The 24,455-nt window shown below is 42.5% G+C and carries 18 protein-coding genes; 8 read left to right on the top strand and 10 right to left on the bottom strand.

The window, feature by feature from the left end; genetic code table 11:
* Nucleotides 1–71: 71 nt before the first annotated feature.
* Nucleotides 72–494 carry a response regulator gene (locus BJP34_RS03525; protein ID WP_070391147.1) on the bottom strand — a complete coding sequence of 141 codons (423 nt, stop codon included), beginning with the start codon at nucleotides 492–494 and terminating at the stop codon, nucleotides 72–74.
* Nucleotides 495–773: 279 nt separating this feature from the next.
* Nucleotides 774–2,129: a DUF3370 domain-containing protein gene (locus BJP34_RS03520; protein ID WP_070391146.1), complete on the bottom strand. Its 1,356-nt coding sequence runs from the start codon at nucleotides 2,127–2,129 to the stop codon at nucleotides 774–776.
* Nucleotides 2,130–2,340: 211 nt separating this feature from the next.
* On the opposite strand from BJP34_RS03520, the gene BJP34_RS03515 reads away from it, so the two are divergent.
* Nucleotides 2,341–2,688: a hypothetical protein gene (locus BJP34_RS03515; RefSeq protein WP_229424227.1), complete on the top strand. Its 348-nt coding sequence runs from the start codon at nucleotides 2,341–2,343 to the stop codon at nucleotides 2,686–2,688.
* 250 nt (nucleotides 2,689–2,938) lie between these two features.
* Here the strand turns inward: BJP34_RS03515 and hpsE are convergent, their stop codons facing one another.
* Together hpsE and BJP34_RS03505 are read right to left on the bottom strand one after the other, a co-directional pair.
* On the bottom strand, nucleotides 2,939–3,913 hold the full coding sequence (gene hpsE / locus BJP34_RS03510; protein WP_070391144.1) for a hormogonium polysaccharide biosynthesis glycosyltransferase HpsE: 975 nt from the start codon (nucleotides 3,911–3,913) through the stop codon (nucleotides 2,939–2,941).
* A 272-nt stretch (nucleotides 3,914–4,185) separates the two neighbouring features.
* The gene (locus BJP34_RS03505) at nucleotides 4,186–5,631 is read right to left on the bottom strand and encodes a sugar transferase (protein WP_229424226.1); all 1,446 of its coding nucleotides are present in this window, start codon (nucleotides 5,629–5,631) and stop codon (nucleotides 4,186–4,188) included.
* 939 nt (nucleotides 5,632–6,570) lie between these two features.
* Between BJP34_RS03505 and gmd the strand changes: the two genes are divergently transcribed.
* The 3 genes from gmd to BJP34_RS03490 all read left to right on the top strand — a co-directional run bounded on the left by gmd (nucleotide 6,571) and on the right by BJP34_RS03490 (nucleotide 11,480).
* Nucleotides 6,571–7,650: a GDP-mannose 4,6-dehydratase gene (gmd, locus tag BJP34_RS03500; RefSeq protein ID WP_070391143.1), complete on the top strand. Its 1,080-nt coding sequence runs from the start codon at nucleotides 6,571–6,573 to the stop codon at nucleotides 7,648–7,650.
* 177 nt (nucleotides 7,651–7,827) lie between these two features.
* Nucleotides 7,828–8,772: a GDP-L-fucose synthase family protein gene (locus tag BJP34_RS03495; RefSeq protein WP_070391142.1), complete on the top strand. Its 945-nt coding sequence runs from the start codon at nucleotides 7,828–7,830 to the stop codon at nucleotides 8,770–8,772.
* 506 nt (nucleotides 8,773–9,278) lie between these two features.
* Nucleotides 9,279–11,480 carry a GumC family protein gene (locus tag BJP34_RS03490; RefSeq protein WP_083304979.1) on the top strand — a complete coding sequence of 734 codons (2,202 nt, stop codon included), beginning with the start codon at nucleotides 9,279–9,281 and terminating at the stop codon, nucleotides 11,478–11,480.
* A 67-nt stretch (nucleotides 11,481–11,547) separates the two neighbouring features.
* Here BJP34_RS03490 and BJP34_RS03485 read toward each other — a convergent pair whose 3' ends face one another.
* Nucleotides 11,548–12,186, bottom strand: a complete 639-nt coding sequence (locus tag BJP34_RS03485; RefSeq protein WP_070391140.1) for a DUF1361 domain-containing protein — start codon at nucleotides 12,184–12,186, stop codon at nucleotides 11,548–11,550.
* Nucleotides 12,187–12,490: 304 nt separating this feature from the next.
* Here BJP34_RS03485 and BJP34_RS03480 point away from each other — a divergent pair, with 304 nt between their 5' ends.
* From BJP34_RS03480 to BJP34_RS03470, 3 genes are all read left to right on the top strand, one after another.
* The gene (locus BJP34_RS03480) at nucleotides 12,491–13,282 is read left to right on the top strand and encodes an SAM hydrolase/SAM-dependent halogenase family protein (protein ID WP_070391139.1); all 792 of its coding nucleotides are present in this window, start codon (nucleotides 12,491–12,493) and stop codon (nucleotides 13,280–13,282) included.
* A gap of 36 nt (nucleotides 13,283–13,318) precedes the next feature.
* On the top strand, nucleotides 13,319–13,972 hold the full coding sequence (locus BJP34_RS03475; protein ID WP_070391138.1) for a DUF2301 domain-containing membrane protein: 654 nt from the start codon (nucleotides 13,319–13,321) through the stop codon (nucleotides 13,970–13,972).
* Nucleotides 13,973–14,633: 661 nt separating this feature from the next.
* On the top strand, nucleotides 14,634–15,191 hold the full coding sequence (locus BJP34_RS03470; protein WP_083305538.1) for an ElyC/SanA/YdcF family protein: 558 nt from the start codon (nucleotides 14,634–14,636) through the stop codon (nucleotides 15,189–15,191).
* Between the two features lie 366 nt (nucleotides 15,192–15,557).
* On the opposite strand, the gene BJP34_RS03465 is transcribed toward BJP34_RS03470, so the two are convergent.
* Together BJP34_RS03465 and BJP34_RS03460 are read right to left on the bottom strand one after the other, a co-directional pair.
* Nucleotides 15,558–16,949 (bottom strand): proton extrusion protein PcxA, encoded by a 1,392-nt coding sequence (locus BJP34_RS03465; protein WP_070391136.1) that lies wholly within the window; start codon nucleotides 16,947–16,949, stop codon nucleotides 15,558–15,560.
* A gap of 19 nt (nucleotides 16,950–16,968) precedes the next feature.
* Nucleotides 16,969–18,093, bottom strand: coding sequence for an RRXRR domain-containing protein (locus tag BJP34_RS03460; RefSeq protein WP_070391135.1), 1,125 nt, complete (start codon nucleotides 18,091–18,093; stop codon nucleotides 16,969–16,971).
* Nucleotides 18,094–18,461: 368 nt separating this feature from the next.
* Between BJP34_RS03460 and BJP34_RS03455 the strand changes: the two genes are divergently transcribed.
* On the top strand, nucleotides 18,462–20,714 hold the full coding sequence (locus tag BJP34_RS03455) for a hypothetical protein (RefSeq protein WP_070391134.1): 2,253 nt from the start codon (nucleotides 18,462–18,464) through the stop codon (nucleotides 20,712–20,714).
* A gap of 99 nt (nucleotides 20,715–20,813) precedes the next feature.
* Here BJP34_RS03455 and BJP34_RS46975 read toward each other — a convergent pair whose 3' ends face one another.
* From BJP34_RS46975 to cax, 3 genes are all read right to left on the bottom strand, one after another.
* Complete coding sequence (locus BJP34_RS46975) at nucleotides 20,814–21,779, bottom strand: serine/threonine-protein kinase (RefSeq protein ID WP_324611016.1); 966 nt, start codon at nucleotides 21,777–21,779, stop codon at nucleotides 20,814–20,816.
* Between the two features lie 47 nt (nucleotides 21,780–21,826).
* Nucleotides 21,827–23,032, bottom strand: a complete 1,206-nt coding sequence (locus tag BJP34_RS03445; protein ID WP_070391133.1) for an RNA-guided endonuclease InsQ/TnpB family protein — start codon at nucleotides 23,030–23,032, stop codon at nucleotides 21,827–21,829.
* A 273-nt stretch (nucleotides 23,033–23,305) separates the two neighbouring features.
* Nucleotides 23,306–24,424, bottom strand: coding sequence for a calcium/proton exchanger (gene cax / locus BJP34_RS03440; RefSeq protein ID WP_070391132.1), 1,119 nt, complete (start codon nucleotides 24,422–24,424; stop codon nucleotides 23,306–23,308).
* Nucleotides 24,425–24,455: the final 31 nt, after the last annotated feature.

Below are 24,455 nucleotides of genomic sequence, written 5' to 3'. Positions count from 1 at the left end.
AACCGGGAAATCAGCTGAATATAATTGCATAATTCCTTAGTTTAGCAGCGCCTTATTATAGTTTTCGTTTCTCAGCTGATTTTAGCTAGTGGTTGTAGACAGTTAACTTTATCCCTCCCCATTTTCCTAACTAAATTAATTAGATCTGAAGTGGCAACATCTTTCCTACAGAAGATATCAACGGGAGCAGTTTGGCTCATCACCTCAATTTGGGGGTCTTCTACTGAAGAGTAGGCAATAATTTTCGTGTCTGGCTCTAGACTTTTGATCCGGGTGGCTGCACTGAGACCATCCATCATAGGCATTTGTAGATCAAGTACTATAACATCCGGGCGATGGCACTCTACCATATCAATGGCTTCTTTCCCGTTACTAGCAAGAGCAACTATCTCAATATTCTCCTGAGCAGAAAATGCTAACTGAAGGCTATATCGAGTTAATTCATGGTCGTCAACTACAAGAACTCGCAAGGCAGGATGCTCACAGGAAAACATAGGAAGACACTGATCATTGTTTGACTTTTTCAGTCTAGTAAGTTAGAGTATAACATTTTATCTACCTATCGAAATAATCAACTGATCATTTCATGAATTTATTACATTGACTACAATATCAATTTACATTGATACGTAGAACCTGATCTGAGTGATCTGACATACTATCGACCCTCCCACCACCCTATGATATCAAGTTAGGTTTAATACCCATAATCACAATGTGGGAGCCAGGCACCGGGAAATCCAGAGATGGGGAGATGGGCAGATTGTTATTTATTAATGATGTGTCCGAACCGTTAAAACTTGGGGGGGTGTCGAGTCTGGTGGATAGAGAAAATCGACTTGCACCAGCCGTTGCTCAAGGGGTGGCATCTGCAACCTCACTAGGGTATCCCCCTGCTCACCACGCCGTTGTACCAAATGCACATAGCGCGTCCGAGGTAAACCTTGATCATCCTTATAGCTCAATTGCACTGTCCCTCGGAAAAATATTTGCTTAGCTGGTGCCTTTAAAAACCTTAATCCTCCCTGGATTTGATCCTGTTTAATCGGTGTATCAAGAGCCAGAGTGACCGTTTGAGTATCCCGGGTGGGATTAATCAGTGGCAAGGTCAGGCTGTATTGCACCCCATAGTTACCATGGGCAAAATAGGCGGTATCTGGATAACGGACTAACATCGGCGCACTCTGAATTTGACCAGTACCTAACCTGCCGTGATCGAGGGTACTCAGTCCGTAGGAAAAGGCTTTTCCCGGTTGCGGAATAGTTAGAGATTGAGCAGTAGGATTATCCACCAACTGAGCTTGCCATCTAGAGCCTCGGGCTACTCCTGCCACTCGACCGTAGATAATTGAACCAGTAGTAGCAATTGGATCAGTCGGGGCGCGATCGCGTGGTCCAGCTAACTCCCCTTGCTCTAATAAATCCTGCCATTGAGCTATAGTAGGAGAGCGTTCATTGCCATCACTATCTAAAGGTGCATACTGAGCAAGACTAGCGGCGTATACCTTGCCATTACTGTATAACCGCATCAACGTTGAGCGACCATTAATCGGTGGTGTCAAGGTTCGCACTGGAATTGGCAGATTCAGCAACATGCGGCTTTGCTGAGCCTGAATCACCAATTGGGCAGGAAATCCGTCTTGCCTACCTCCACGGAGAATATCACTCATCACTCGGCTACCAGGCCCAGCATAAACTCTACCGGAAGAATTATCTACTTGGGAGGGTAATTCGATAAATGGTGCATCAGGCTGACTCAGGTAACTAGCTGCCTCAATAATATCTACTGTTACTGGTTCTTTGCCCGGATTGTAGAGGATAATCCCTAGATAGAGGGTGCGCAAATCATCTAGGGTGGCTGCTTTGGCAACATGGTGGGCAAAGATATCAAAGCGCCCCTGAAATGGAAAGTTTAAGTGAGCCCCTGGGTTGGCTTTGTCAAAAGGGGGAAATGTGGACAGTAAAATTCCTTCAGTCTGTACTAGTTCGGGACTGTTGCTGTTAAATACGGGTACATTATCTAGTTGTCCTGGTAGAGGGCGTATTTCTTGGAGTTGCACGATTTCTAATTGAGGTGTTGGTGCTGGAGTGGCTTGAGCCAGGGTGAAATTTAGTAAAAATGGCAGCATGGATAATGGGGTTTTAGTTAAACCAAAATTGGTTAAACCACAAAGACGTGAACAGGCCAAGATTTTGATAAAGGTGCCATCTGCGTTCGTTCAGAAACTCTGTTAGTTACAGGTGTTTAGTTACAGGTGTTGGCTAGCTGGGAATTCTGAGTTTTAGTGATGCCAGCTGGGATTTTCCAGTATGGCATGGGAAAACATTGAATCTATAACTATGACTTTTCTTTACCACCAAGTTTCCCTTGCCCAACTTTCTACCAAGGCACGTTCTGATCGCACACGCTGGCAGTCAGGAACTGAATTACCTATGGTTACCTATGGGGAAGTGTCTCTTGGTTTTATTGTCCCTCTCGAAATTCTAACTGCTTTGCCCACTGAAGCGGTGGCTGGAATGCCCCTAAAAGAACTACAGCGTTGGCTGTTTAGAAATCGGCAAGGATGGCTGGAAGGGATTATGGATGCTTTGACTCTCACTTACAAGAAACAGGAGGTACTGGGGTTGCTCCACCCTCGCTACTCAGATCAGTTATCAAAGATAGTCAGAAGTAGACAATCGGCTTAAAGAGCGTGAGTATTTCAAGAAAATCCCACCTCAGTAGCAAAACGCGTTCGCTTTTAGCGTGGCCTACGGCCAATCGCTTTTAGCGTGACCTACGGTCAATCGCGTAGCTGCGACAGCCGCGAGAATCGCCTTTTTAGGTGTTGCCTATTTGCGGTATAATATCACAATTTATGATCAATTTATGACCAATTTATGACTTCCCTCTCCCAGTTTATTCCCCCTGTTAAACCTTTTAAACTAGTTCAAATAACTAGTTATTTGAATAGTTATCATACTCAGCAAAATACCCATGTTTACGGAGGTAAAAAGGACTCCATAGACTACTCATAAACAACTCCATTTGGCAAGCTGCAATTAAATCCGACTGGATAGAACCACCGTGCTTGAGCCAGTGAAAGGTAATTTTGCGCAAATCGTTGCTCATGTAAGCCAGAGTAGCCAATGGTCTTAGCCAAGGTTTTACACTCAACATCCGGGTCACATGACGACTTAAACCAATGCCACGGAAAAACGGAATTAAATACTCACGTCTCAGACGCCAGCTAGGAATTTTGTGCTCAATTTCCATAGCAGGATTGTACCAGATTTCCCAGCCCTTAGCTTGGATACGAGACAACATCTCTAAATCTTCCCCAGTTAACATACTGCTCTTAGTGCGCCCAGTCAAAATAGGCCGAGAGGGCATACTCTCTAACCAAGCTTGTTTTCGCACAACCAACCCAGCTGAAGGTGGTAGTAATTTTTTGTGAGGTTCATAAAGTAATGGCTCACAACCACGTTCAGTGATTGCTAGAAATGGCGCAAGTTTATCAAAATTTGGTGGAGGAGTGACTTCAAAAACACCATGGATTTGACTACCATAAGCACCAGAAGTAGGGTGAGATTTGCCAAAGGCGTAAGCAGAAGCTATCCAAGACATTGATGGAATCGTGTCATCGTCTAGGAAACCCACTAGTTCACCTGTAGCTTCCTGAATGGCACGGCATCTGGCATAAGCTGCCCCTTGTTTCGGTTCAAAACAATACCTCAACGGATATTGCGTTGGCCAATTGGCTTGATAAGCCTCAACAAGCTTAGCAGTGCCGTCAGTACTGTTGTTGTCAATAACAATAACTTCCCAGCTCAGTTGGTCTTGCTGGCAACAGTCTCGGAGTCGATCTAAGACTTCTGGTAAACGCTTCTGACCGTTGTATGTCGGGATGGCAACAGTTAACTCAATCACCATATTTTTTTTTCCACTGTAGAAAAATAACCCTAACTAATTATTGAGAATATTCCCAAGTGTTGAGCAACATTATCTCTCTCTCAGGACATAAATTGTTATTGGTTTAGAAAATTTAACCGATACTTTAGTACTTTAGGTGCGACCCGTGGCGAATTTAATTCTTAATCCGGAAAGCGCACCTCAAGCGGTAAGCTTACGCACTAGGCGAGCCCATGCTACCCTTTCCCCACTCCTGACTCCTGGACAAAGTTGGTTATATCCAACTCAGGTGACTAGTAAGCGCCTTTTTTTTGGAAAAGCACTATGGCAGTTTTTAATAAAATCTTCAAATCTAGCCACACTGACCAATTTTCCATGTACAAAGTATCTAGACGTACCACTTCTTCAAAAGACGTAATATCGGAACGACCGGACACTTGCCAAAGTCCGGTTATTCCCGGTAAAACTGCATGACGGATAAAGTGGTGTTCAGAGAATTTATTGACATCTCTGATTGGCAAGGGCCTAGGACCAACTAAACTCATTTCTCCACAGAGAACGTTAAGTAATTGGGGCAGTTCATCTAAGCTATAGCGGCGGATAATTTTTCCTACTTTGGTAATCCGTGGATCATCCTTTATCTTAAAGAGAACACCATCTTTCATTTCATTACGAGCTTCTAGCTCTTTGAGACGTTGGTCAGCATCCACAAACATACTGCGAAATTTCCAAGTCTTAAATCGTTTATTATGTAAGCCAACTCTTTCCTGTTTGTAAAATATCGGTCCTGGGGAATCAAGCTTGATTAAAACGGAAATACTGATAAACAGTGGCAAAAGCACAATTATTCCTAAGACAGAAAGCACAAAATCAAAACATCTTTTTGCCAAAAAGTCAATACCAGTAATTAGAGGGGGAGAAAACCCTATGGTAGGCACACCACCTATACTAGACATCTCCACATTTTGGTAAATAGGTCCTAAGTCTGTACACAAAATTCGCAAGGTGATACCTGCGTTTCTGAGACTCCAGTAAAAGAACATATAATCTTCTACCTTGTTCCAAGAGCAAACAAATACTTCGGCTACGTCTAGAGCACGAATTTCTTTAATAAAATCGGATAGGTTCGATTGATCTAATAAATTAATATCGAAGAATTTAATAACGCCATAACAATCTTCGTTTTCCAGTATTTGAATTGCTTTTTGTTGTTGATATGGTGAACCTATGATCAGGGTTGGATAGCGAAGTAAGCCTTTTTTACGAAGCCGTCTCAGAAGAAAATCTATTCCTAAGCGTCCGATGCAGACAAGAGCGAGGCTTAATAGCCATAACAAACTATCAATTAGTTGAATCACAAATTGATCGGGTTGATACAGGCAAGCAATAACGAGTAGACTAATCTGGGCAACAGTGATTGTCTGGGCTAGAGCTAAGTAGTCACGGCGTTTGTTACCAGAATTATAAAGGTCTTGTAAAGCAATCAATAAAATTTCCCAGGGTATGACTATATAAACTAGTATTGCTTGATTGACTATTCCCCAATCATTATTTATATACTTACTAAAAGTAACCGCAATTAACCATGCCATCAATAGCATGAATAGATCAGTGAAAACTAATGTAACGATGCGAAGCCATACAGCATAGGTATTGCGACGAAGTTTTGCAAAAATAGGATCACGTATATCAAATCTATAGGTTTCAGTTAAGGGCAGTCCCATCCTAGACAACTCCATTGATTAATATCCGATTAAAACCAAATTATTAGACCTAATAATCAAGGGTATTTCAGGCTAAAAGTTTGGAGAGGATACTTATCAAATAATGCAATTATTTAAAGTTTAAATAAAAAATAAAAAGCTAATATTTAGAATTGTATAAATTCTAAATTTTTTTAATAATTGAATATGCAATTGTTTTAATTGTATTCAGAGGATTTTGGCTATAAAACTATTTACTATAAAGCGAGCAAAAAAAATCAACGGCCATCAGCTTATTTATACATAAAAATTATGCCATAACAGGATGATTTTGAAAAACGGGTATACTTCCTATATAAATATATAGCCGTACACTTAATTTTGTTTGATGCTTGACTAAACCAGTGTTTCCAAAGTCGCCCTCATCCTAAAGCATGGGGCTAAACAACCTAATTAACCTGCCCATACTCATAAAATTTGAGAACTTATCCCCTGGGAAATTATGATAATTTTGTAAAGTTTTTAACCTTCAATACACCCTCTGATGTGGTATGCTTATTACTGATATATAGGCAATAATACTGCCTTAGTGGCGACGCATTTATTAAACTAGTATGCTCCATATTATGGAAAAAAAATTCATAAAAAAACTATTTTAAAAATAAAAAAAACATCCTTATAGTTTAAACTCAAAAAAAATAATAGCAAGTTTTTAGCCCAAAAATTAATTTACGTCAACACGATTTTAGTCTTTCAATAATTATATTAATCTATAATTTTAAACTTTCTGTGGAGAATATGTGAAATTTTTCCTGAGAGTTTATTTACGGTAAATTCACTACAGCCACAAATAAATTTTTGAGTTAACGTGGTGATGATTAACTCCCATGCAAACTGGGAAGTTTGCATGGGAGATTTTCTCGGGAAGCAATATCTACCAAAATTGCCCACATTACGTTACAGGAAAAGTAAAGAATGACGGAACCAAAAAGAGCGCTAATCACTGGAATTACAGGTCAAGACGGTTCCTACTTGAGTGAGTTGTTGCTAGAAAAGGGCTATGAGGTTCACGGTATTATCCGAAGGACCTCCACCTTCAACACAGATCGCATTGACCACATCTATGTAGACCCCCACAATGAAAACGCACGGTTCTTCTTACACTACGGTGACTTGACTGATGGTGTGACCCTACGCCGGATCTTAGAGGCGGTTAAGCCATCGGAAATTTATAACTTAGGGGCTCAATCCCATGTTCGGGTCAGTTTTGACTCCCCAGAATATACCGTTGACTCGGTGGGAATGGGTACTCTCCGACTCTTGGAGGCGATTCGGGACTATCGTCAGCGCACCGGTATCGACGTGCGTTTCTATCAAGCTGGTTCTTCTGAGATGTTTGGCAAAGTACAGGAGATACCCCAAAAGGAAACTACTCCATTTTATCCCCGCTCTCCCTATGCCTGTGCTAAGGTGTATGCTCACTGGCAAACTATAAACTATCGTGAATCCTACGGCATGTTTGCCTGCAATGGTATACTGTTTAACCACGAGTCACCCCGTCGAGGGGAAACCTTTGTAACCCGCAAGATTACCCGAGCAATTGCCCGAATTGTCGGAGGTCAGCAGAAAAAACTCTACCTGGGTAATCTTGATTCTAAGCGAGACTGGGGTTACGCGAAGGACTATGTCAAGGCCATGTGGCTGATGCTCCAGCAAGACAAACCAGATGACTATGTGGTAGCGACTGGTGAAACCCACTCAGTTAAGGAATTTTTAGAGATTGCCTTCAAATATGTCAATCTCGATTGGAATAATTATGTCGAGTTTGACGAGCGTTATTTGCGTCCTGCCGAAGTAGATATACTAATTGGTGACCCCACCAAGGCAAACCAGAAGCTCGGTTGGGAGCCATCTGTAACCTTTGAGCAGTTGGTAGGTTTAATGGTAGAAGCGGATTTACAAGCCTTGGGTCTGTCACTCCCTAATGGCAAAAGTACTCAACCGTTGAATGATCAAGCCTATATCCGTCAAGGTGTAGCTACGATGGTTGACTAATCCGTTAGTCTATGACTGACTGTGAAGGTAGCATCGCTAGTGCAAGGCAATACATCAGCAACCACAAATCCGGATCAATAGGATTTGTGTTGAATAATGACTCAGTATATTCCTGCTTGCATTGCGATGCACCAGACGGTGATAGTTCTCCAAAAGCTAGGCAAGGATGACAAATAAATGGAAAGTTTAGATCTTAGTAATAAGAGGATTCTAGTTACTGGTGGGGCTGGATTTCTAGGACGTCAGGTAGTGGATCAGTTGTGTAAAGCTGGAGCGGATGCACAGAAGATTACTATTCCGCGATCGCGTGATTATGACCTGCGTTCTTTAGAGAACTGTCAAAGAGCTGTGGATCAGCAGGATATCATCATTCATCTTGCTGCTCATGTTGGTGGCATTGGTCTTAATCGAGAAAAGCCAGCTGAGCTATTCTATGACAATTTAATGATGGGTACTCAGCTAATTCATGCCGCCTATGAAGCCGGTGTGGAAAAATTTGTCTGTGTTGGTACCATCTGTGCCTATCCCAAATTCACACCAGTACCCTTTAAAGAGGATAACCTCTGGGATGGTTATCCGGAAGAAACCAATGCCCCTTATGGGGTTGCTAAGAAAGCTCTTTTAGTCCAGCTACAAGCCTATCGGCAACAGTACGGATTCAATGGCATCTACCTGTTACCCGTGAACTTGTATGGTCCGGAAGATAATTTCGACCCCAGCAGTTCCCACGTAATCCCTGCCCTAATTCGTAAAGTCTATGAAGCCCAACAAAAGGGAGAAATGAAATTGCCTGCGTGGGGTGATGGCAGTCCTACCCGTGAGTTTCTCTACTCAACCGATGCAGCACGGGGTATTGTGATGGCTACCACGGATTACAATCAGCCAGAGCCAGTTAATTTGGGTACAGGCTATGAAATCTCAATTCGCGATTTAGTTGAGTTGATTTGCGAATTGATGGAATTTAAGGGAGAAATTGTCTGGGAAACTGATAAACCCAATGGTCAGCCTCGCCGTTGTCTGGATATTGAACGAGCCAAGGAGGAGTTTAACTTCACTGCTGAGATGGAGTTTAAGCAGGGGTTGAAGAATACTATCGACTGGTATCGACAACACGCTAGCTAAATCTACCCAAACTCATTGTCGGTAGGGGCGAAGTATTTGTACCTGGATATGTAGCTTAAACAGTAGCTCTAACCTTGCCAGTTTGTATACAAATGCTTCGCCCTCTAAGGGAAAAGCCAGACAGACTTGACTAGAAGAGTAATCAAAAGACGATTTATATCATGTCTGGAAGCATTAACAGTGTAAGGTTTGGTGTGTAAGGTTTGGTAATTAGTAATGGGCAACGGAGACTTGTGATTACTCCCAAACCATTACCCATTACCGAAAACAATGGAAAATTAACACTAAAAAAAAGCTAGACACCATAGTAACTTTTTTTTTGGTTTTGTTTTTTTCTAATTTAATCAAATTTAAGTAACCAATAGCATCATAATTTATTCTAATTAATAGAGCATCTATCTATAGATATATTGAGAAAATCAATACCTAGCTTCTGACGGTGAAAAAAGGGTAAGCAATCTACTAAATTTTTGTCAGTGAGTATTAAACTTTTTTCATGAAAAATTATGGAAGCTATAGATTATTCAGAAGAAATAGATTTTCATAAATACTGGCTAGTTTTCAAACGGCGTTTTTTGCCAGCAAGCCTAGCATTTGGTGGCGTTTTCGGTCTGGCCGCATGGTATGTTTTCTCTCAAAAAACTGTTTATTTAGCAGCAGCTCAACTGTTGTTAAAGACAGATAATTCTTCTTCTCTGACCGGGGTTGATAATCCAACTGGCACGATTGATAATGTTGCTCGTCAGAGCGACCCCTTATCTACGGAAGTAGAAATTATTCTTTCCAGACCAATTATAGAAAAAACAATCATAGCTCTCAACCTCAGGGATAAAAACGGTGAATTTTTATCTCCTGAGTTCATTTTAAAAGAACTGAGTGTCAAACCAATTCCGGGGACAGATATCCTCACCATTTCCTATGAATCCTATGATCCTACTTGGGCAGAAAGGATCGTTAACACACTGATTAAGGTTTACATAGAGAATGATATCCAAACTAACCGAGCGGAAGCTGTCGCCGCTCGTGACTTTATTGAGAAACAACTTCCAAAAGTTGAAGCTACTGTCAGCCAAGCAGAAGCGGATTTGCGTAGATTCAAAGAAGCTAATAAAATATTAGACCTGCAACAAGAAGCTAGCATTGCAGTCGGGTCGATTGCCAAATTAGACGACGAAATTTCTCAACTTCAGGCTCAGTTAGCACAGATAAATGCTGAGTCTGAGGGCTTGCGCAATAAGATCGGTCTGGATACACAGCAAGCTGTGGCAGCTACGTCTTTAAGGCAGTCTACTGGGGTCCAGGAGGCACTGACACAACTCCAAGGGGTACAAGCTCAGTTAGCACTGGAGCGCACCCGCTTCAACGATGAATACCCGACAGTGGCTCAGTTGGCTCTTCAGGAAGCCGCACTATTAAAATTACTACAAGAGCGAATAGCCCAGGTTATTGGTAGCCAACAACCAGCGCCACCGGTTAAGAGTTTGTTAGAGTTTGGACCAATCCAGCAACAACTGACTGCAGAATTGGTTCAGTCCGAGGTACAGCGTTTAGGACTGACTAGCCAACTAGGTGTTCTGAGGAATACTCAGTCATCTTACAAAGAGCGCTCTAGAGTCCTACCGAAACTAGAGCAGAATCAGCGGGAACTGGAGCGACGGGTAGCTGCTGCACAAGCAACTTACCAAATTTTGTTAAGCAAACTACAAGAAACCAGAGTTGCGGAAAATCAAAATGTCGGTAATGCCCGTGTTATTTCAGAGGCGATCGTTCCTGAACAGCCGATTCCGATCCCCATCAACCTGATCCTGGCAGGAGGAGCTTTTGCTGGTATCTTAGTTGCGATCGCTACGGCTTTCTTGATCGACCTCTTAGACAGATCGGTTCATACTCTCAAAGAATTAAAAGATTTGTTCAGATATACCTTGTTAGGGGTTATTCCAGATTACGGCAAGCTGGTCAGTACGAGCTACTTTGCTGGATCGTCTCAACAGAATGTTTTTCCTATTTTTCCAAGAGATTTGCCCCGCTCTGTCGTCGGTGAAGCCTATCAAATTCTGCAAGCCAATCTGAAGTTTATCAGTTCTGATCGACCACTGCAATCGATTGTAGTAACCAGTTCTGTTCCTAAGGAAGGCAAGTCCCATGTCTGTGCTAATTTAGCTGCAGCTATGGCTCAAGTAGGACGCCGGGTGTTACTAATCGATGCTGATCTGCGTTATCCATCTCAACATCATCTGTGGGAACTAACTAACTCCTTAGGTTTAAGTAATATTCTCGTGGGTGATGCTCAATTTCATCAGGCTAAACGGGAAGTAATGACTGGTCTTGATGTTCTGATGGCTGGGGTAATTCCTCCAAATCCTGTGGCTCTTCTAGACTCTCAGAAGATGGCTTTACTGATGCAGAAGTTCTCACGAGAGTATGACTGCGTGATCTTAGATACTCCAGCATTAGCTGGTATGGCTGATGCGCCAATTTTGGGCAAAATGGCTGATGGCATTTTACTGGTAGCCCGACCTGAAAAAATCGATTCTGCCAGTGCTAATGCGGCTATGGAAATTCTCAACAGTTCAGGTCAAAATGTTCTGGGCTTAGTTACCAATGGTGTAATCTTCAAAAACGAACCTGACGGCTATATCTACCGCAACAGGGAAAACTATACTACGCCAGATTTCAGTCCAGAAAAGGCTGAATGTAATCAGCCATAAAACTTTGGAAGTTGTGAATCTGTTATCCAAGAATCTGTTATCCAAGAATCTGTTATCCAGGAATCTGTTATCCAGAAGCTGCGCTGCCAGAACGTTGGTGGCGCATTCTGATCATAATTCCTAAGGTTATTTGCTTCATCATCCAGTAAAATACAGTCAGCACCACGAAGGTTACGGCCATTACTAGTAGTGGACCTTTAGAGGTTAAATCATCAATCATGCCCTTGACTAAGCTATTGGGTTGAGCAACCAAGTCCCAGCTGTTGAAGCGTTGAAATCGTCCTAGATAAATACCAAAGGCGCACAGACCATGAGTAATTAACTCAGCTGAGACGATCAACTTTCCTAACCTTCGCCGCTGCAAATACTCACCTAGGTTAATCACAGATAGAACGTAAGCTTCAAAACCGGTTAGGATAACTAGCAGATGTTGGGGAATAACAACTAGAGTAATTGTCCATACTGAGTAATTGCGGCGAATGGCTTGAATTAGATGAATTACATCGGTGAGCAGATAGGGCGCATTGGGCAAAAATAGGATAAAAACTGCTAAACCTATCCACCATAATCCGGAGTGTAATCCAGATTTACTGCGGAATAGCCAAAAACTTAGAGCTAATGGTATTGATGCTAGAAACAAATTCCAAGCCATCCAGCCATTGTGGCTATGCCAAGCTTTCCATACCTCTGTCAGTAATGTGTCCATAGACATGATTAGTGAACCTTTGCTCTAGGGTAGATTAGCTTTCTTAAGTGGTTTTAATATGCTAACTCATCCGTTCAGTCTTGACCTTTCAGCTTGAGATAGCTTTCAGCTTTAGCTTTCATATCTTCATACTTCAGCCTTAAGAAGCGGTTGACGGTTGACGGTTGAAAGTTGAAAGTTTAATGTTTGAAGTTTAAGGTTTAAAGTTGGAAGCCCTTGACGCTCATAACAATTCTGGCTCATTACCCATTACCGATTACCCGAGAAGGGATATGATCATCAGTCAACTGGATTTGAGATAACCATGCCTGACAATCGGATTATTACTCTCCTGAGTGATTTTGGCTTACAAGATGTTTATGTGGGTGTGATGAAGGGTGTCATTGCCCAAGTGAACCCAACTTTGACTATAGTAGACCTGACTCACCAAATCCCCCCTCAAAACCTAGGGGCTGCTCGGTTTAATTTGATCAATGCTTATCCCTACTTTCCAGCTGGGACAGTTCATGTGGCGGTGGTTGATCCAGGAGTCGGCAGTCACCGAAGAGCGATCGCCATCCAACTTTCACAGGGTTTCTTGGTTGGTCCAGATAATGGGCTATTCAGTGGAGTTTTGGAGCAATACCCAGCCATGGCAGCAGTTGAGCTAAGCAACTCAGCCTACTGGCGCACTAGAAATCCTAGCACTACGTTTCATGGTCGAGATATCTTTGCTAGTGTTGGAGCTCACTTGGCTAGTGGCTTACCAATCGAAACGTTAGGAGAGGTAATTGACCCAAACACTTTGGTAACGCTAGATATACCAACAAAAACACTAACCGATGATGGGATTATTGGTTCTATCCAATATGTTGACCATTTTGGCAATTTAATCACCAATATCCCAGGGGGTGAGGTTGATGGCAAAACTTGGTCCGTTAAGATAAGCGATCGCATTATCCCCCATAGTCAAACCTACAGCAATTGCCCACTTGGAGAGATCGTTGCCCTAATTGGTAGCCATGGTTGGGTAGAAATCGCTGTTAACGGTGGGAGTGCTAAGTCTCAATTAGAGCTGGATTGGGGAGATAAAGTGGAATTAAGCATTAAAAATTAGAATGTTAACTAGTACCGAGTTCCTTTCCAGGATATTATGACCACATCACTACAACCATCTGAACCGGTAGTTTACCAAGGTCAGTTTGGCGAATTTACCATTACCGAAAGCGATCGCATTGGCGTAGTTATCTACCGCGCTGGCTTAGTGGTAGCAGCCTTGAGCTTTGCGATCGCGAGTAATTTAATTCTATTGCGGGGAGCTAGCCCAAGTATTTTAAATGTGCTGACTCCTCTTTATGGCTTATTCTGCCTTGCCCTAGGGGTTAGCTTAGTCACCATTCATATTTATCTAGCTCCCCTGCACCGCCTACTACAAATCTTTTGGGGCATCGGTTGCATTTCTGCAATTGTACTGGCCTTTTCCAGCAATGAGCCCCTTGCTCTATACATTTATAACCATCCTATTTCTCTATTCGGAATTGGTTTTACCTTTGCAGCCTTAACCGGAATTTATTTCAAGGAAGCATTTTGCTTTAATCGCTTGGAAACTAAATTCCTAACTCCCCTAGTCCCTATGCTGCTACTAGGACATATCGTTGGATTTTGGTCTACAGATTGGGAGATGATTCTGTTAGGACTCTGGGCGGTTTTGTTTATGGTGTTTGCCCTGCGTAAAGTATTGCAACCGATTCCACCTGATATTGGTGATAAGTCGGTTTTTGAGTATCTCAAAAAGAAGCCTGTGTAAGCATTCAGCGATCAACGATCAGCGATTGCGCTACGCGCACGCGTGCGCGTTCAGTTATCAGTTATCAGCTTATGGGTCACAGGCTAGAAGCCTGTGCCACCCTAATTGAGGTGCTTTTGAATAAAATAGGTAAGCATTCGTTTAAGAGTCAAGAAAGTCACAGCGCTTGTGGGGTGTGCCACCTATAAGCCTGTGCCACAAAGCACCTCAAGTCCCGCACCCTTGACCAAGGCCAAAGGCTGAATGCTTACAAACCTGTAGAGAATTAATAAGCTGCTAGTCATTAGTCAATTCTCAAAAAATAAGACTATAAACGAAGGAAGCAAGCGGACTGAATAGAATCCTTTTTCAAATAATCCGGACAGATGGGACTTTGATTGGTAAGTACTAGAAAAGTGAGATGCTCTAGACGTTACTAGTCATCAGTAATTCTTAGTCATCAGTGATTAGGTGACCACGGTTTTCTATACCGTGGACCATACCGTACATTAGTGACCACAAGAGACTTTATTTGTGGTTACTAATGACAAGTGACTATTGACGATCTAATTTTTCATTAAAAGTCCCAATCATGCGTTTAGTATCTAGGCGAAAACAGTGGGGTTTAACGGTTAAAGGATGGTTTGTGAATATTTTTTTGATTATTACGTTTAGTCTCTTTATGTTAACTCATATCCACCCATTTTTATCGATTAATTCTCCCATTAACGCTGATGCTTTAGTAGTAGAAGGATGGCTACCGGACTATGCCTTAAAAGGTGCCATGGAAGAATTTGATCGGGGTAATTATCAAAAAATAATCACCACTGGCCTTCCTCTGCGTAAAGGATATTATCTGTCAGAGTATAAAAGCTATGCTGAATTGACTGCCGCAACGTTTATCGCACTGGGTTTTGAGCCAGATAAATTAGTTGCTGTTCCAGCACCAAATGTTACTGTCAATCGTACCTTAGCATCGGTTCAGGCGTTACGGGAGTGGCTATTAACGTCTGATGAATCAATAAAATCGATTAATCTTTATTCGTTTGATGTTCATACTCGCAGAAGTTGGATGCTATTTAAGGAAGTTCTTGGTCCTGAGATTAAAGTTGGAGCAATAGCTGCTAATTCCCTTGACTATGAACCAAAACAGTGGTGGGTTTCTAGTCAAGGAGTGCGGTCAATCATGTCTGAAACAATCGCTTATCTCTATGCTCAAGTTGTAAGTTTGAAAGTTTGAACATTGCAAGCATTGTGATAGCAATTATTAATTGGGTGAGGGAGCAGGGAGTAGGGAACAGGGAGTAGGGAACAGGGAATAGGGAAAATAAACATGTCTTAAGCTTTATTTTTAGGCTATATTATTAGGCTTATTCAATACTGTTTATACTAAATTTCCAGTTAAAAAAAATTATAAAGTTGTACAAGCGCACCTAAGCGGTCTTTAGCTAACCCCCCATGAGTGACTGTATCAAGACAGAAAAATTCTGCTCTTCAAGTAACAAAATTTTTAGAATACCGCCTCTTAACACTATTCCCTGTTCCCTATTCCCCGTTCCCTCTTACAGACTGTTTATTTAGCCTAAAAAGTACGGTAAAGCCATTATTATTCATTCATGGTGCGATAGGTAGCTACTGCTGAAGGAGATATCCGATTCAGATACCGGAAAATCCAATATTTTATCACTGAATCTAAGATAACTGGAAATGTGGCAATAAACAAAAATATAAACTCTCGACTTTCTGGTATTCCTAAATGTCGGGATAGGGCTTCTAGGATTATTTCCCAACCGTGAGGAGAGTGGAATCCTACAAATATATCGGTAAACAAAATAATTATAAACGCTTTGGCACTATCACTAAGCCCATAGATAATATCATCCATAAACGATTTTAAAATAATTACATCTCGTTTGCTGTTAATGATAACTAAGGCAAAACCAACTAGAGCTATAATGTCAGCAAAAATATTTTTAATGGCATTGGATCCTTGATTATGATAGTCTTCTGCCAGTTCGTTAGCTTTATGCTTAATTTCTTCTTCCATCTCCTCCTCAGATAGTTTAGGAGTAAACCCCAGTAAGCTTCTAAAGTGGAGTTCTTCTTCAAATTTTTTTAACTCTACCAGAGCTTCTTCTTCCATTTCATAATTTAAAAAAATAGCTGATTCCTGGCTACTTCTAAAGTGATCAACTATGGGACTAACTAAAAACGTTTTAGAAATTTGCTGAGTTAAAATAGGAACAATAGTTAAAATTAGGATAAATTTAATAGAGATTACGGTTTTACGTTGAGACCGACGAAAGGTTTTGACAACTTTATCTTCAGCTCGTGGATCGAGTTCCTGCTGAATTCTTTTGACTGTTCCTACGATTGACCTAGGTAATACACCGGTTTTATCGGTGATTTTCTTGGAGTTAGCTCCTTGATTATTTCGAGATGAATTGTTGTCTGATTCCAAATAAGCAGCTTCTCTAAGATTGGAATTTTGCTTGATAACCTGTCTTGGACTGGCGTTAGTAATCTGATTATCTGGCTTTTGGTTTATGGGAATCAATGCTGCGGTGTTTCTTTCTGGTTTTGGTGGAGCATACTTGTTGAGTATTTCATCAATAAAATTTAATTTTTCAATAATTATTGACTGCTGATCGCTGAGGTCGATTGACTCAGATAACTGAGAATTTTCCCTAGCTTGTTGTTGACTACTTTCAATAGGATTAGATCCGGTTAATTCAGGATTTATTATGACATAACGACTGGTTTTAAATTCTACTAGTCTAACGTTTATAGTCTTTATATATTTATTAACTTCTGCTTCAAAATAGGCAATGACGCTGTTACTATATTGACTGGTATCGGCGGAGATTTTTTGACCTCCAAAATATTCATCTTCAATCGCTTTAATTTTTAGTGCCGCTTTGTATGCCTGATCCAAGGCTCTCTCTGGTGTATTGAAGAACCATTGTCTAGCTGTGCGTAAGATTGTTTGAAGATTCATCAAATCTTCGCGCCTCCAATTAGTGGTTTACAATTAAGCCCGTCGAACGTTTTAATAGTCGGACTTTCCGGGCAGTGAATTGTCCGATTCGCTTCCAGTTGATATCGCTAACGGAAACCTGTCTTGCTGTTTCGCCGCTTACCCAACCTCGTGCTTGTTTCCCAGCCTTGACAGCTTCAACATAGTCTCCTTTACGAAAACCATGGCTAGTAGTTGTACCGCCGTATTTGCGCCGTTTTCCACCTTTATAAAACTGCAACAAATGTAATTGACGGCGGCTTATGGGGGCACGTTTAATAACATAAAAAGTAGCATCAGTCACCTCACAGTTTCTTGGGACACTTAGCTTACCGTTGCTGTGATAATAGTTTTTGCGCCGGAAGAAATGGGTAGCAGCCAAAGCAATCCCATCTACTGCATGAGTGTTAACTGAAAGCCTACTTTTGTCAGCCTTGTCCTTGACCAGTCCTAGAGCCTCCCTTTTAAGGGCAGTCTCCCAGCCTTGTTTTTGAATAACTGGAGCTATTCTCTCTAACTGAGATATTGACCAATATTGACCTACCATCACAGGAGAAAATCCTTTACTACCTCTTGCTTTGACTACTTCGTAGACAATGACTCTTAATGGATACAAAAGGCTAAGCTCTTTGATTACCCGTTGTTCTAGCTGACGATTAGCTCGAATTGAAGGAGGAACTTTTTTTTCTCTTCTGTTCGAGAATCGTTTTTGTCTATGAGACCTTTGCGAGTAACATACTTTACGGTTTATTCGACGACTTCTACGAGTTCTTTCGGCGAAGCCGACGCTACGCGAACGCATCATTCGTCGAGTATCCATGCGTTCGCGTAGCGTCGGCTCTGCCGAATCACGAACTTTCTTGTAGGGCAACACTAAATGCCCTGTCCAAAGAGTAGTATTATTTGACTGAACAGCAATACCAGAAAACAGTTTTCCAGGGTCAACACCAACAGCAATGTCCTGAGTTTCTTCTCCAGACGGTTTGTTGACTAACTGAACAGCAAAAACATTTAGGTCGTTTTGGTAAACAACAGCTAAACCTTTATTAATCCAACGTCGAGCACGAGAGGCTTTAGTTGGCATTAATGGTCTCCCATCGGGAGAAATAACTGGAACTCGTAACATGGTGATAAACCTCACGAGAAAAGTATTTGAGTTGACAACTCGTCCCCTGGCCGTAGGCCACGCTACGCGAACGACCACCGAATTTAAGATGTCCTGTCCAACAGCAACTGACAACACAATTTTAAAGAGGTTTGAACTGGGGAAGTATTCAAACGTTCGTACCAAAACTCGGCTCAAATGGTCTAGTCAAACACGCATAATTGATTGTTTATGCAAGCCCCATCCCTCTATAGGGTGGGGTTATTGACTCAATTCTTTAGGTTCATACTCTGAACATCTAAGGGGTGCATTCTTGCACCTAATTATTCCTAGAACTCTTAAATCCTAGTTCCTGTGGTATCATAACAAATTACCTAAAGAAAAATTTCGTGGTTCAAAATTCACTGTGGATCATTGGCTCAACTCGCACTGGCAAAACAACTCGCCTTGTCAGTCAGTTTTACCAATGGGTTGAAGCAGGACTGGATTGGTCAAACCCAAAGTCGAGTTCAAGATATCAACGAACCCCCTCAAAAGCCCCAGGAATTTTAGTGTTTGCCGCTAATGACGATAATCGGCGTGAGTTCGCGGATCGGCTGACAGAGGTAATCCGGGGACGGTATCCAGTACTTTCCAAGACACCTTTAGGTTTTTTCCAAGATGAGGTCATGCTATTTTGGCCCTTGTTAATTGGGCGATTGGATATCAAGGCACAGTTTCCGTTGCGATTGCGTCCTGAGACTGAGCAGGACTTAGCCACCCAGCACTGGCGTACTGAGCTCGATAATGATCTACTACAACTGCCAGGGGGGAATGATTACACTAGAGTTCGTCGGCTCCTGGACTTGTTACAATTAGCAGCAGTGAGTGGGATACCTGTTGAAGACATTCCCCACATGTTAACGGTCGGGATTCCAGAGGAGGAAGGAAACCCGGAACTTTGGTCAACTGTGGGAAAGCTCTTGTTAGAGTGGCGAAGCTGGTGTCTAGAGAGGGGATTCTTAAGCTACGGGATTATTGCTGAACTGTATTGGCGGTATTTGTTGCCAGACCCCACTTATCAGCAGTATTTACAGCAGCGGTATCAGGCAGTGCTGGCGGATGATGTGGATGACTATCCTGCGATCGCTCGGGATTTATTTGAGACTCTACTCAATCAAGGGGCTGTGGGAGCTTTTAGCTTTAATCCTAATGGACAGGTACGTTTGGGTCTTAATGCTGACCCGAATTATCTAGCAGATTTGGCATCCCGTTGCTTGGTGGAAATCTTACCGGATTTATTTATTAACGCAATGCCCGTTGAATTGGCAAACACAGTAGTGGAATTAATTACTAATTCCATGTTTATTGAGGGTCTACCTGAGTCTATCCAATCGATTCAAACCACCTCCCGTGCTCAACTGTTGCAGCAAACGGCTGGGGTGATTAGTCAAGCTGTCAAGTCTGGGCAAGTGCAGCCTGGTGAAATAGCGATCATTGCTCCAGGTCTAGATGCGATCGCACGCTACACCTTAACGGAAATCCTGACTAACCAAGGCATTGCTGTCGAACCCCTCAATGACCAGCGCCCATTAATTAGCTCACCCATGGTTCAGGGATTACTAACCCTACTAGCGCTAGTGTATCCTGGCTTGGGACGGTTAGTGAATCGAGATGCGATCGCACAAATGCTGGTAGTGCTCAGTAGCCAACCACAAGTGCAGGAGTTGAAGGGTGAAAGGTTGAATGTTGAAAGGTTGAATGTTGAAAGGTTGAATGTTGAAAGGTTGAATGTTGAAAGGTTGAATGTTGAGAGTTCAAATCTGCAACCGGCAACCCTAATTGACCCTGTCCGTGCTGGTTTATTAGCGGATCACTGCTATGCTCCTGATCCTGAGCAACCTCGTCTGTTACCAGTGGAGTCGTTTCCTCGCTGGGATAGGTTAGGGCATCAGGCAACCACTGCCTACTCAGAGATTTTCCAATGGTTAGAACTACAGCGCGAGCAACAACAACAGGGTCTGATTCCTTCGTGCCTGGTAGTTTTCGACCGCGCCATTCAGAAGTTTTTGTGGCATGGCTCTAATCTTGCCTATGACCAGCTAGCAGCACTGCGGGAACTGATGGAAACCGCTCAACACTACTGGGAAGTTAATGGACGCCTGGGGAAAGAGTTGAAGGTGAATGACTCGAGCCAAACGAACCAACAACCGTCTAACCGTCAGCGTTCCACCCAAACTATCGCCCAATTCATTCTGATGCTACGTCGTGGCACCGTTACTGCTAATCCCTATCCCGTCCGCCGCCTACCCACAGCTACCAATGCCGTCACCCTTGCTACTATTTTCCAATACCGTGCCGCTCGCCGCTGCCACCGTTGGCACTTTTGGTTAGATGCAGGTTCTTCCCTGTGGCTCAGTGGTGGTGCAGCTACCCTTTTCGGAGCTCATCTTTTTCTAAAGGAATGGTCTGGACGTCCTTGGACAGAGGAAGATAAAGTCCAAGCTGATCAACAGCGATTAGAGCGGATTTTGCGAGATTTATTCGGTAGAGTTACAGAGCGGGTTTACTTGTGTCATAGCGAATTAGCGGTTAGTGGCACAGAGCAGAATGGTCCGTTATTATCTTTGATACATACGGCGATAAATACTGCTGTTTCTTGACCATTATACTGGGATATTTCTGTTAGAAGTGGCATGTTTGAGTTCTATTTTTCCCAGCGCGAAGGGGCAAGCTAGATCCTTTCCGTATTAATTTACGTATTAAAAACTGGAGATCAAGCCCAAGACAAATATCCACAACATCACGCTCACTGGTAAGCCCAAGAGAATCCCCACGATTGCCCAGCCTCTTTGGTGAGCTTTGAAGTGTTCAATACTCCGCCAGCGACGACTTTTCCAAGCCCATTCATTGCCCTTGGCACCGAGCGCGATCGCCATAAACCAACCCAATTGAGGCACCCATGCTATCAGTCCAATCCAAACATTATTCGTCATAGGCCAAAACCAAGGTATCAAAAAAGCTCCCCAGTTCCAGCCTTTGATTTCATCTGGTACCGGTACTCGATCATCCAATACACCCCCTTGACCTGAATTATTCACAAATTTGACTGGGGTGGGTCTGCTCAGTTTGTTGCTTTTGGGAGTATTAAGTGTCATGCCCAACTCTAGGGCTAGAATTGCCTCAGACGCACTTTTGAAACGTTGCTCTGGAGCTGGTTCGGTCAGCTTCTGAATCCAGCTGATCAGGTTAGCACTGAGGTTGACTTGCTCTTTAAAGCAAATGCGCAAATTCCGCTGGGGCAAGTCAGCGGGTGCTGTCCCGGTGAGCAAATGAATCAAAGTCGCCCCTAAGCCATACAAATCCGATGCTGGTACTGCCCTACCACCAAACTGTTCCATGGGGGCGTAACCATAGGTTCCCACTACCGTAAATGTCGCGCCCTCTTGAGACGCCCGATCCTGCACTGACCCGAAATCGATGACATAAATCTGCCCATCATCCCGTAAAATTATATTGCTAGGCTTAATATCTCGGTGCAGTACAGCTGGATTGAGCTGATGGAGAAATTCAAGAATTTTCAGCACATCCACAGCGATTTGGCGCACTTCCCCTTCTGTAAATCGTTTACCTTGATTTAGTTGTTCCTTGAGGGAGGAGCCAGGAATATAGTTGTGTACCAAGCCAAACCAGAGTACTCGGTCATCAATGGTGACATACTCCCACACTCATCTTTACAGATTGAGTGTGGGCTTCTTTCCAACTCCAGCTATTGCTATCGGGCTTTGCCCGACGCTACGCGAACGGATACTCGGAAAGCTTTACTGCTGACGGAATGCCCTACCGCCAAATTTAATATGTTGATGGCCGCGTTCACATCGCGATCCTCGGTATAACCACAGTGAGGACAACAATGAATGCGGTCTTTCAATTTCTTAGGTACTTTTTTCCCGCAATTGGAACAGTTTTGACTGGTGTTTCTGGGGTTCACTGCAACTGTGACCAAACCAGCATTTTCGGCTTTGTTTGATAAAATTGACAAAAATTGACCCCAACCAGCATCATGGATAGATTTAGCAATTTTGGTTTTGGCCAAACCTTTGATATTTAACTTTTCATGAGCTACTAGATCGTGGTTATCTAGTAAGCTATTTGCAGTTTTAAAATGAAAATCTTTTCGAGTGTCAGCTACTTTTTTGTGAGCCTTTCCTAATTTGTCTACAGCTTTTTTCCTATTGTTGCTGCCCTTCTTTGACCTGCTAACAGTTTTTTGAATCTTTTTTAGTCGTTTTTGAGCCTTTCGATAATATTGAGGGATAGGAACCTCTGAACCATCAGACTTTACCAAAAACGATTTGAGACCCATGTCTATACCAATAGGATTTTCAACACTATCTACTGGTATGACCTCTGGAACCCTGTCATCTTGGATTGACAGCGTTACATAGTAGCCATCAGCTTTTCTGGTTATGGTTGCTGTTTTGATTTTAAACCCTTTTGGAATAGGTCGATGGTAAATCATTTTAACTTTACCAAATTTTGGAAAAGTCAAAATGTTGCCATTTATAGGGTTTTTGGAGAGAGAAGGAAATGTAAGAGACTTATATCTATTTTTCCCTTTGAACCTTGGTTTCCCACTCCTTTTCCCGTTACTATCGCCTTTCAGGAAACGCTTAAAAGCTAGATCGACTCTCTTGACACAGTTCTGTAAAACTTGAGACTGAACTACTTTATACCAGGGTCTGTCTTTCTTTAACTGAGGCAGAGAATTTTGTTGGGAAAAGTAATCGGGATTATTTTTTAATTCTGGTAGATGACATACTAAAGGACAAGAATTAATGGAACAACGATTTTGCTCGTACCAACTAAATCTCTCGGCAAGCAAGTAATTGTATTGGTGGCGCAACATGTCTAACCACCTTTCAATTTCTGCTTCTTGCTTTTTAGTTAACCTTAGCCGGTATTGATAAGCTGATCTCATTGTTGCTATATCCTGTTTTTCGACCTACTATTAGGATAGCGCATGTTACAACAAGTGTAAATATCGAAATGAAAGATTAAAGATTTGTGATCAGGTTAACCAGTTTTGAAAAACAGCAACTAAAGCAAGAAGCTGACAGGAGGGGGATGACTTCATCCGAATTGCTGAGAAGCTTGATAGCTCGTTTCCCTGAGCCTAGAGACCCTGTGCAAAATTCATCCCACACTCATGCTTCGCATAGAGATGTGGGACTTCTTTTGCCGGATAGTTAACTCAACCCAATCCTTCAACCACTGGATGGAAGTAAAACGCTAGTCCTAAGACGACATAAGCTGCTAATAGCAACACTCCTTCGAGCCAGTTGGACTTACCATCAGAACTAATCGAATTAGTAATCAACACCGCTACGGCTACTGCTACCAATTCAAAGGGATTAAAATCCAAATCCATCGGCTGACCCATAAACCACCCAGCTAGCACTAACACTGGGGCAACAAATAGGGCAATTTGCAGACTAGACCCCACGGCTACGGAAACTGAGAGATCCATCTTATTCTTCATCGCGACAGTTACCGCAGTGGCGTGTTCTGCTGCATTACCAATTACGGGGAGTAAAATTACTCCGGTAAACAGGGCTGTTAGGCCTAACTGTGATGTGGCAGATTCCAAGCTATCCACCAAAAGTTCTGACTCTAGTGCCACCAGCAGGGTAACTACTACCAAGACTCCCACCCACAACCAGATATTAGGTTGATGTTTAGATTCGGAACTGGCAATTTCACCCTCCTCTGTTTCTTCTAACTCCATTTCCGCGATTCCCACATCAAATAGATAGGTGTGGGTTTTCATGGAAAATAATAAAGTTAGCCCATAAACGAGAATTAAAACTAGGGCAACTGCTACTGAAAGCTGTTGTAATGTAGATTGAGGAATACCAATGGATGTGGTATCCATTGCTGTAGGTAGCAACATGGCAATCACTGCTAGGTTCATTGAAGAGGCATTCACCCGCGCCACAATGGGCTGAAACTCCTGTTCTTTGTAACGCAATCCACCCAGCAGCATCGCAAATCCCATCACTAGGAGTAGGTTACCGATGATGGAGCCAGTGATGGTGGCTTTAACCACTTCTACTAACCCAGCATTCAGGGCAATTAGGGCAATGATTAATTCTGTAGCGTTGCCAAAGGTGGCATTTAATAACCCTCCTAGGTTTGGACCGAGCACCACAGCGATTTCTTCTGTGGCTGTTCCCATCCATGCTGCTAAAGGAATAATTGCTAAGCAAGACGTAATGAAGATAACTGCCGAGTTCCACTCTAGAAATTCAGCGGCTACTGAAATGGGAAAAAATACTAGCAAAATTGACAAAATTTGGTTTTTGGTGAGCATTTAGGTTTCTTTACCTCAAAAGAATTACTAT

Origin of the sequence: Moorena producens PAL-8-15-08-1, from assembly GCF_001767235.1 — a bacterium.
GTDB classification, from domain to species: Bacteria; Cyanobacteriota; Cyanobacteriia; order Cyanobacteriales; family Coleofasciculaceae; genus Moorena; species Moorena producens_A.
This window is presented reverse-complemented; position numbering and strand designations above follow the sequence as displayed.

Bases quoted from the DNA above. Each gene is read 5' to 3' on its own strand.
- BJP34_RS03485 (WP_070391140.1), bottom strand. From the start codon at position 12,186: ATGGACACATTACTGACAGAGGTATGGAAAGCTTGGCATAGCCACAAT.
- hpsE (WP_070391144.1), bottom strand. From the start codon at position 3,913: ATGGTGATTGAGTTAACTGTTGCCATCCCGACATACAACGGTCAGAAG.
- BJP34_RS03465 (WP_070391136.1), bottom strand. From the start codon at position 16,949: ATGAATCTTCAAACAATCTTACGCACAGCTAGACAATGGTTCTTCAAT.
- BJP34_RS03515 (WP_229424227.1), top strand. From the start codon at position 2,341: ATGACTTTTCTTTACCACCAAGTTTCCCTTGCCCAACTTTCTACCAAG.
- gmd (WP_070391143.1), top strand. From the start codon at position 6,571: ATGACGGAACCAAAAAGAGCGCTAATCACTGGAATTACAGGTCAAGAC.
- BJP34_RS03525 (WP_070391147.1), bottom strand. From the start codon at position 494: ATGTTTTCCTGTGAGCATCCTGCCTTGCGAGTTCTTGTAGTTGACGAC.
- BJP34_RS03505 (WP_229424226.1), bottom strand. From the start codon at position 5,631: ATGGAGTTGTCTAGGATGGGACTGCCCTTAACTGAAACCTATAGATTT.
- cax (WP_070391132.1), bottom strand. From the start codon at position 24,424: ATGCTCACCAAAAACCAAATTTTGTCAATTTTGCTAGTATTTTTTCCC.
- BJP34_RS03470 (WP_083305538.1), top strand. From the start codon at position 14,634: ATGTTAACTCATATCCACCCATTTTTATCGATTAATTCTCCCATTAAC.
- BJP34_RS03495 (WP_070391142.1), top strand. From the start codon at position 7,828: ATGGAAAGTTTAGATCTTAGTAATAAGAGGATTCTAGTTACTGGTGGG.
- BJP34_RS03475 (WP_070391138.1), top strand. From the start codon at position 13,319: ATGACCACATCACTACAACCATCTGAACCGGTAGTTTACCAAGGTCAG.
- BJP34_RS03445 (WP_070391133.1), bottom strand. From the start codon at position 23,032: ATGAGATCAGCTTATCAATACCGGCTAAGGTTAACTAAAAAGCAAGAA.
- BJP34_RS03460 (WP_070391135.1), bottom strand. From the start codon at position 18,093: ATGTTACGAGTTCCAGTTATTTCTCCCGATGGGAGACCATTAATGCCA.
- BJP34_RS03520 (WP_070391146.1), bottom strand. From the start codon at position 2,129: ATGCTGCCATTTTTACTAAATTTCACCCTGGCTCAAGCCACTCCAGCA.
- BJP34_RS03480 (WP_070391139.1), top strand. From the start codon at position 12,491: ATGCCTGACAATCGGATTATTACTCTCCTGAGTGATTTTGGCTTACAA.
- BJP34_RS03490 (WP_083304979.1), top strand. From the start codon at position 9,279: ATGGAAGCTATAGATTATTCAGAAGAAATAGATTTTCATAAATACTGG.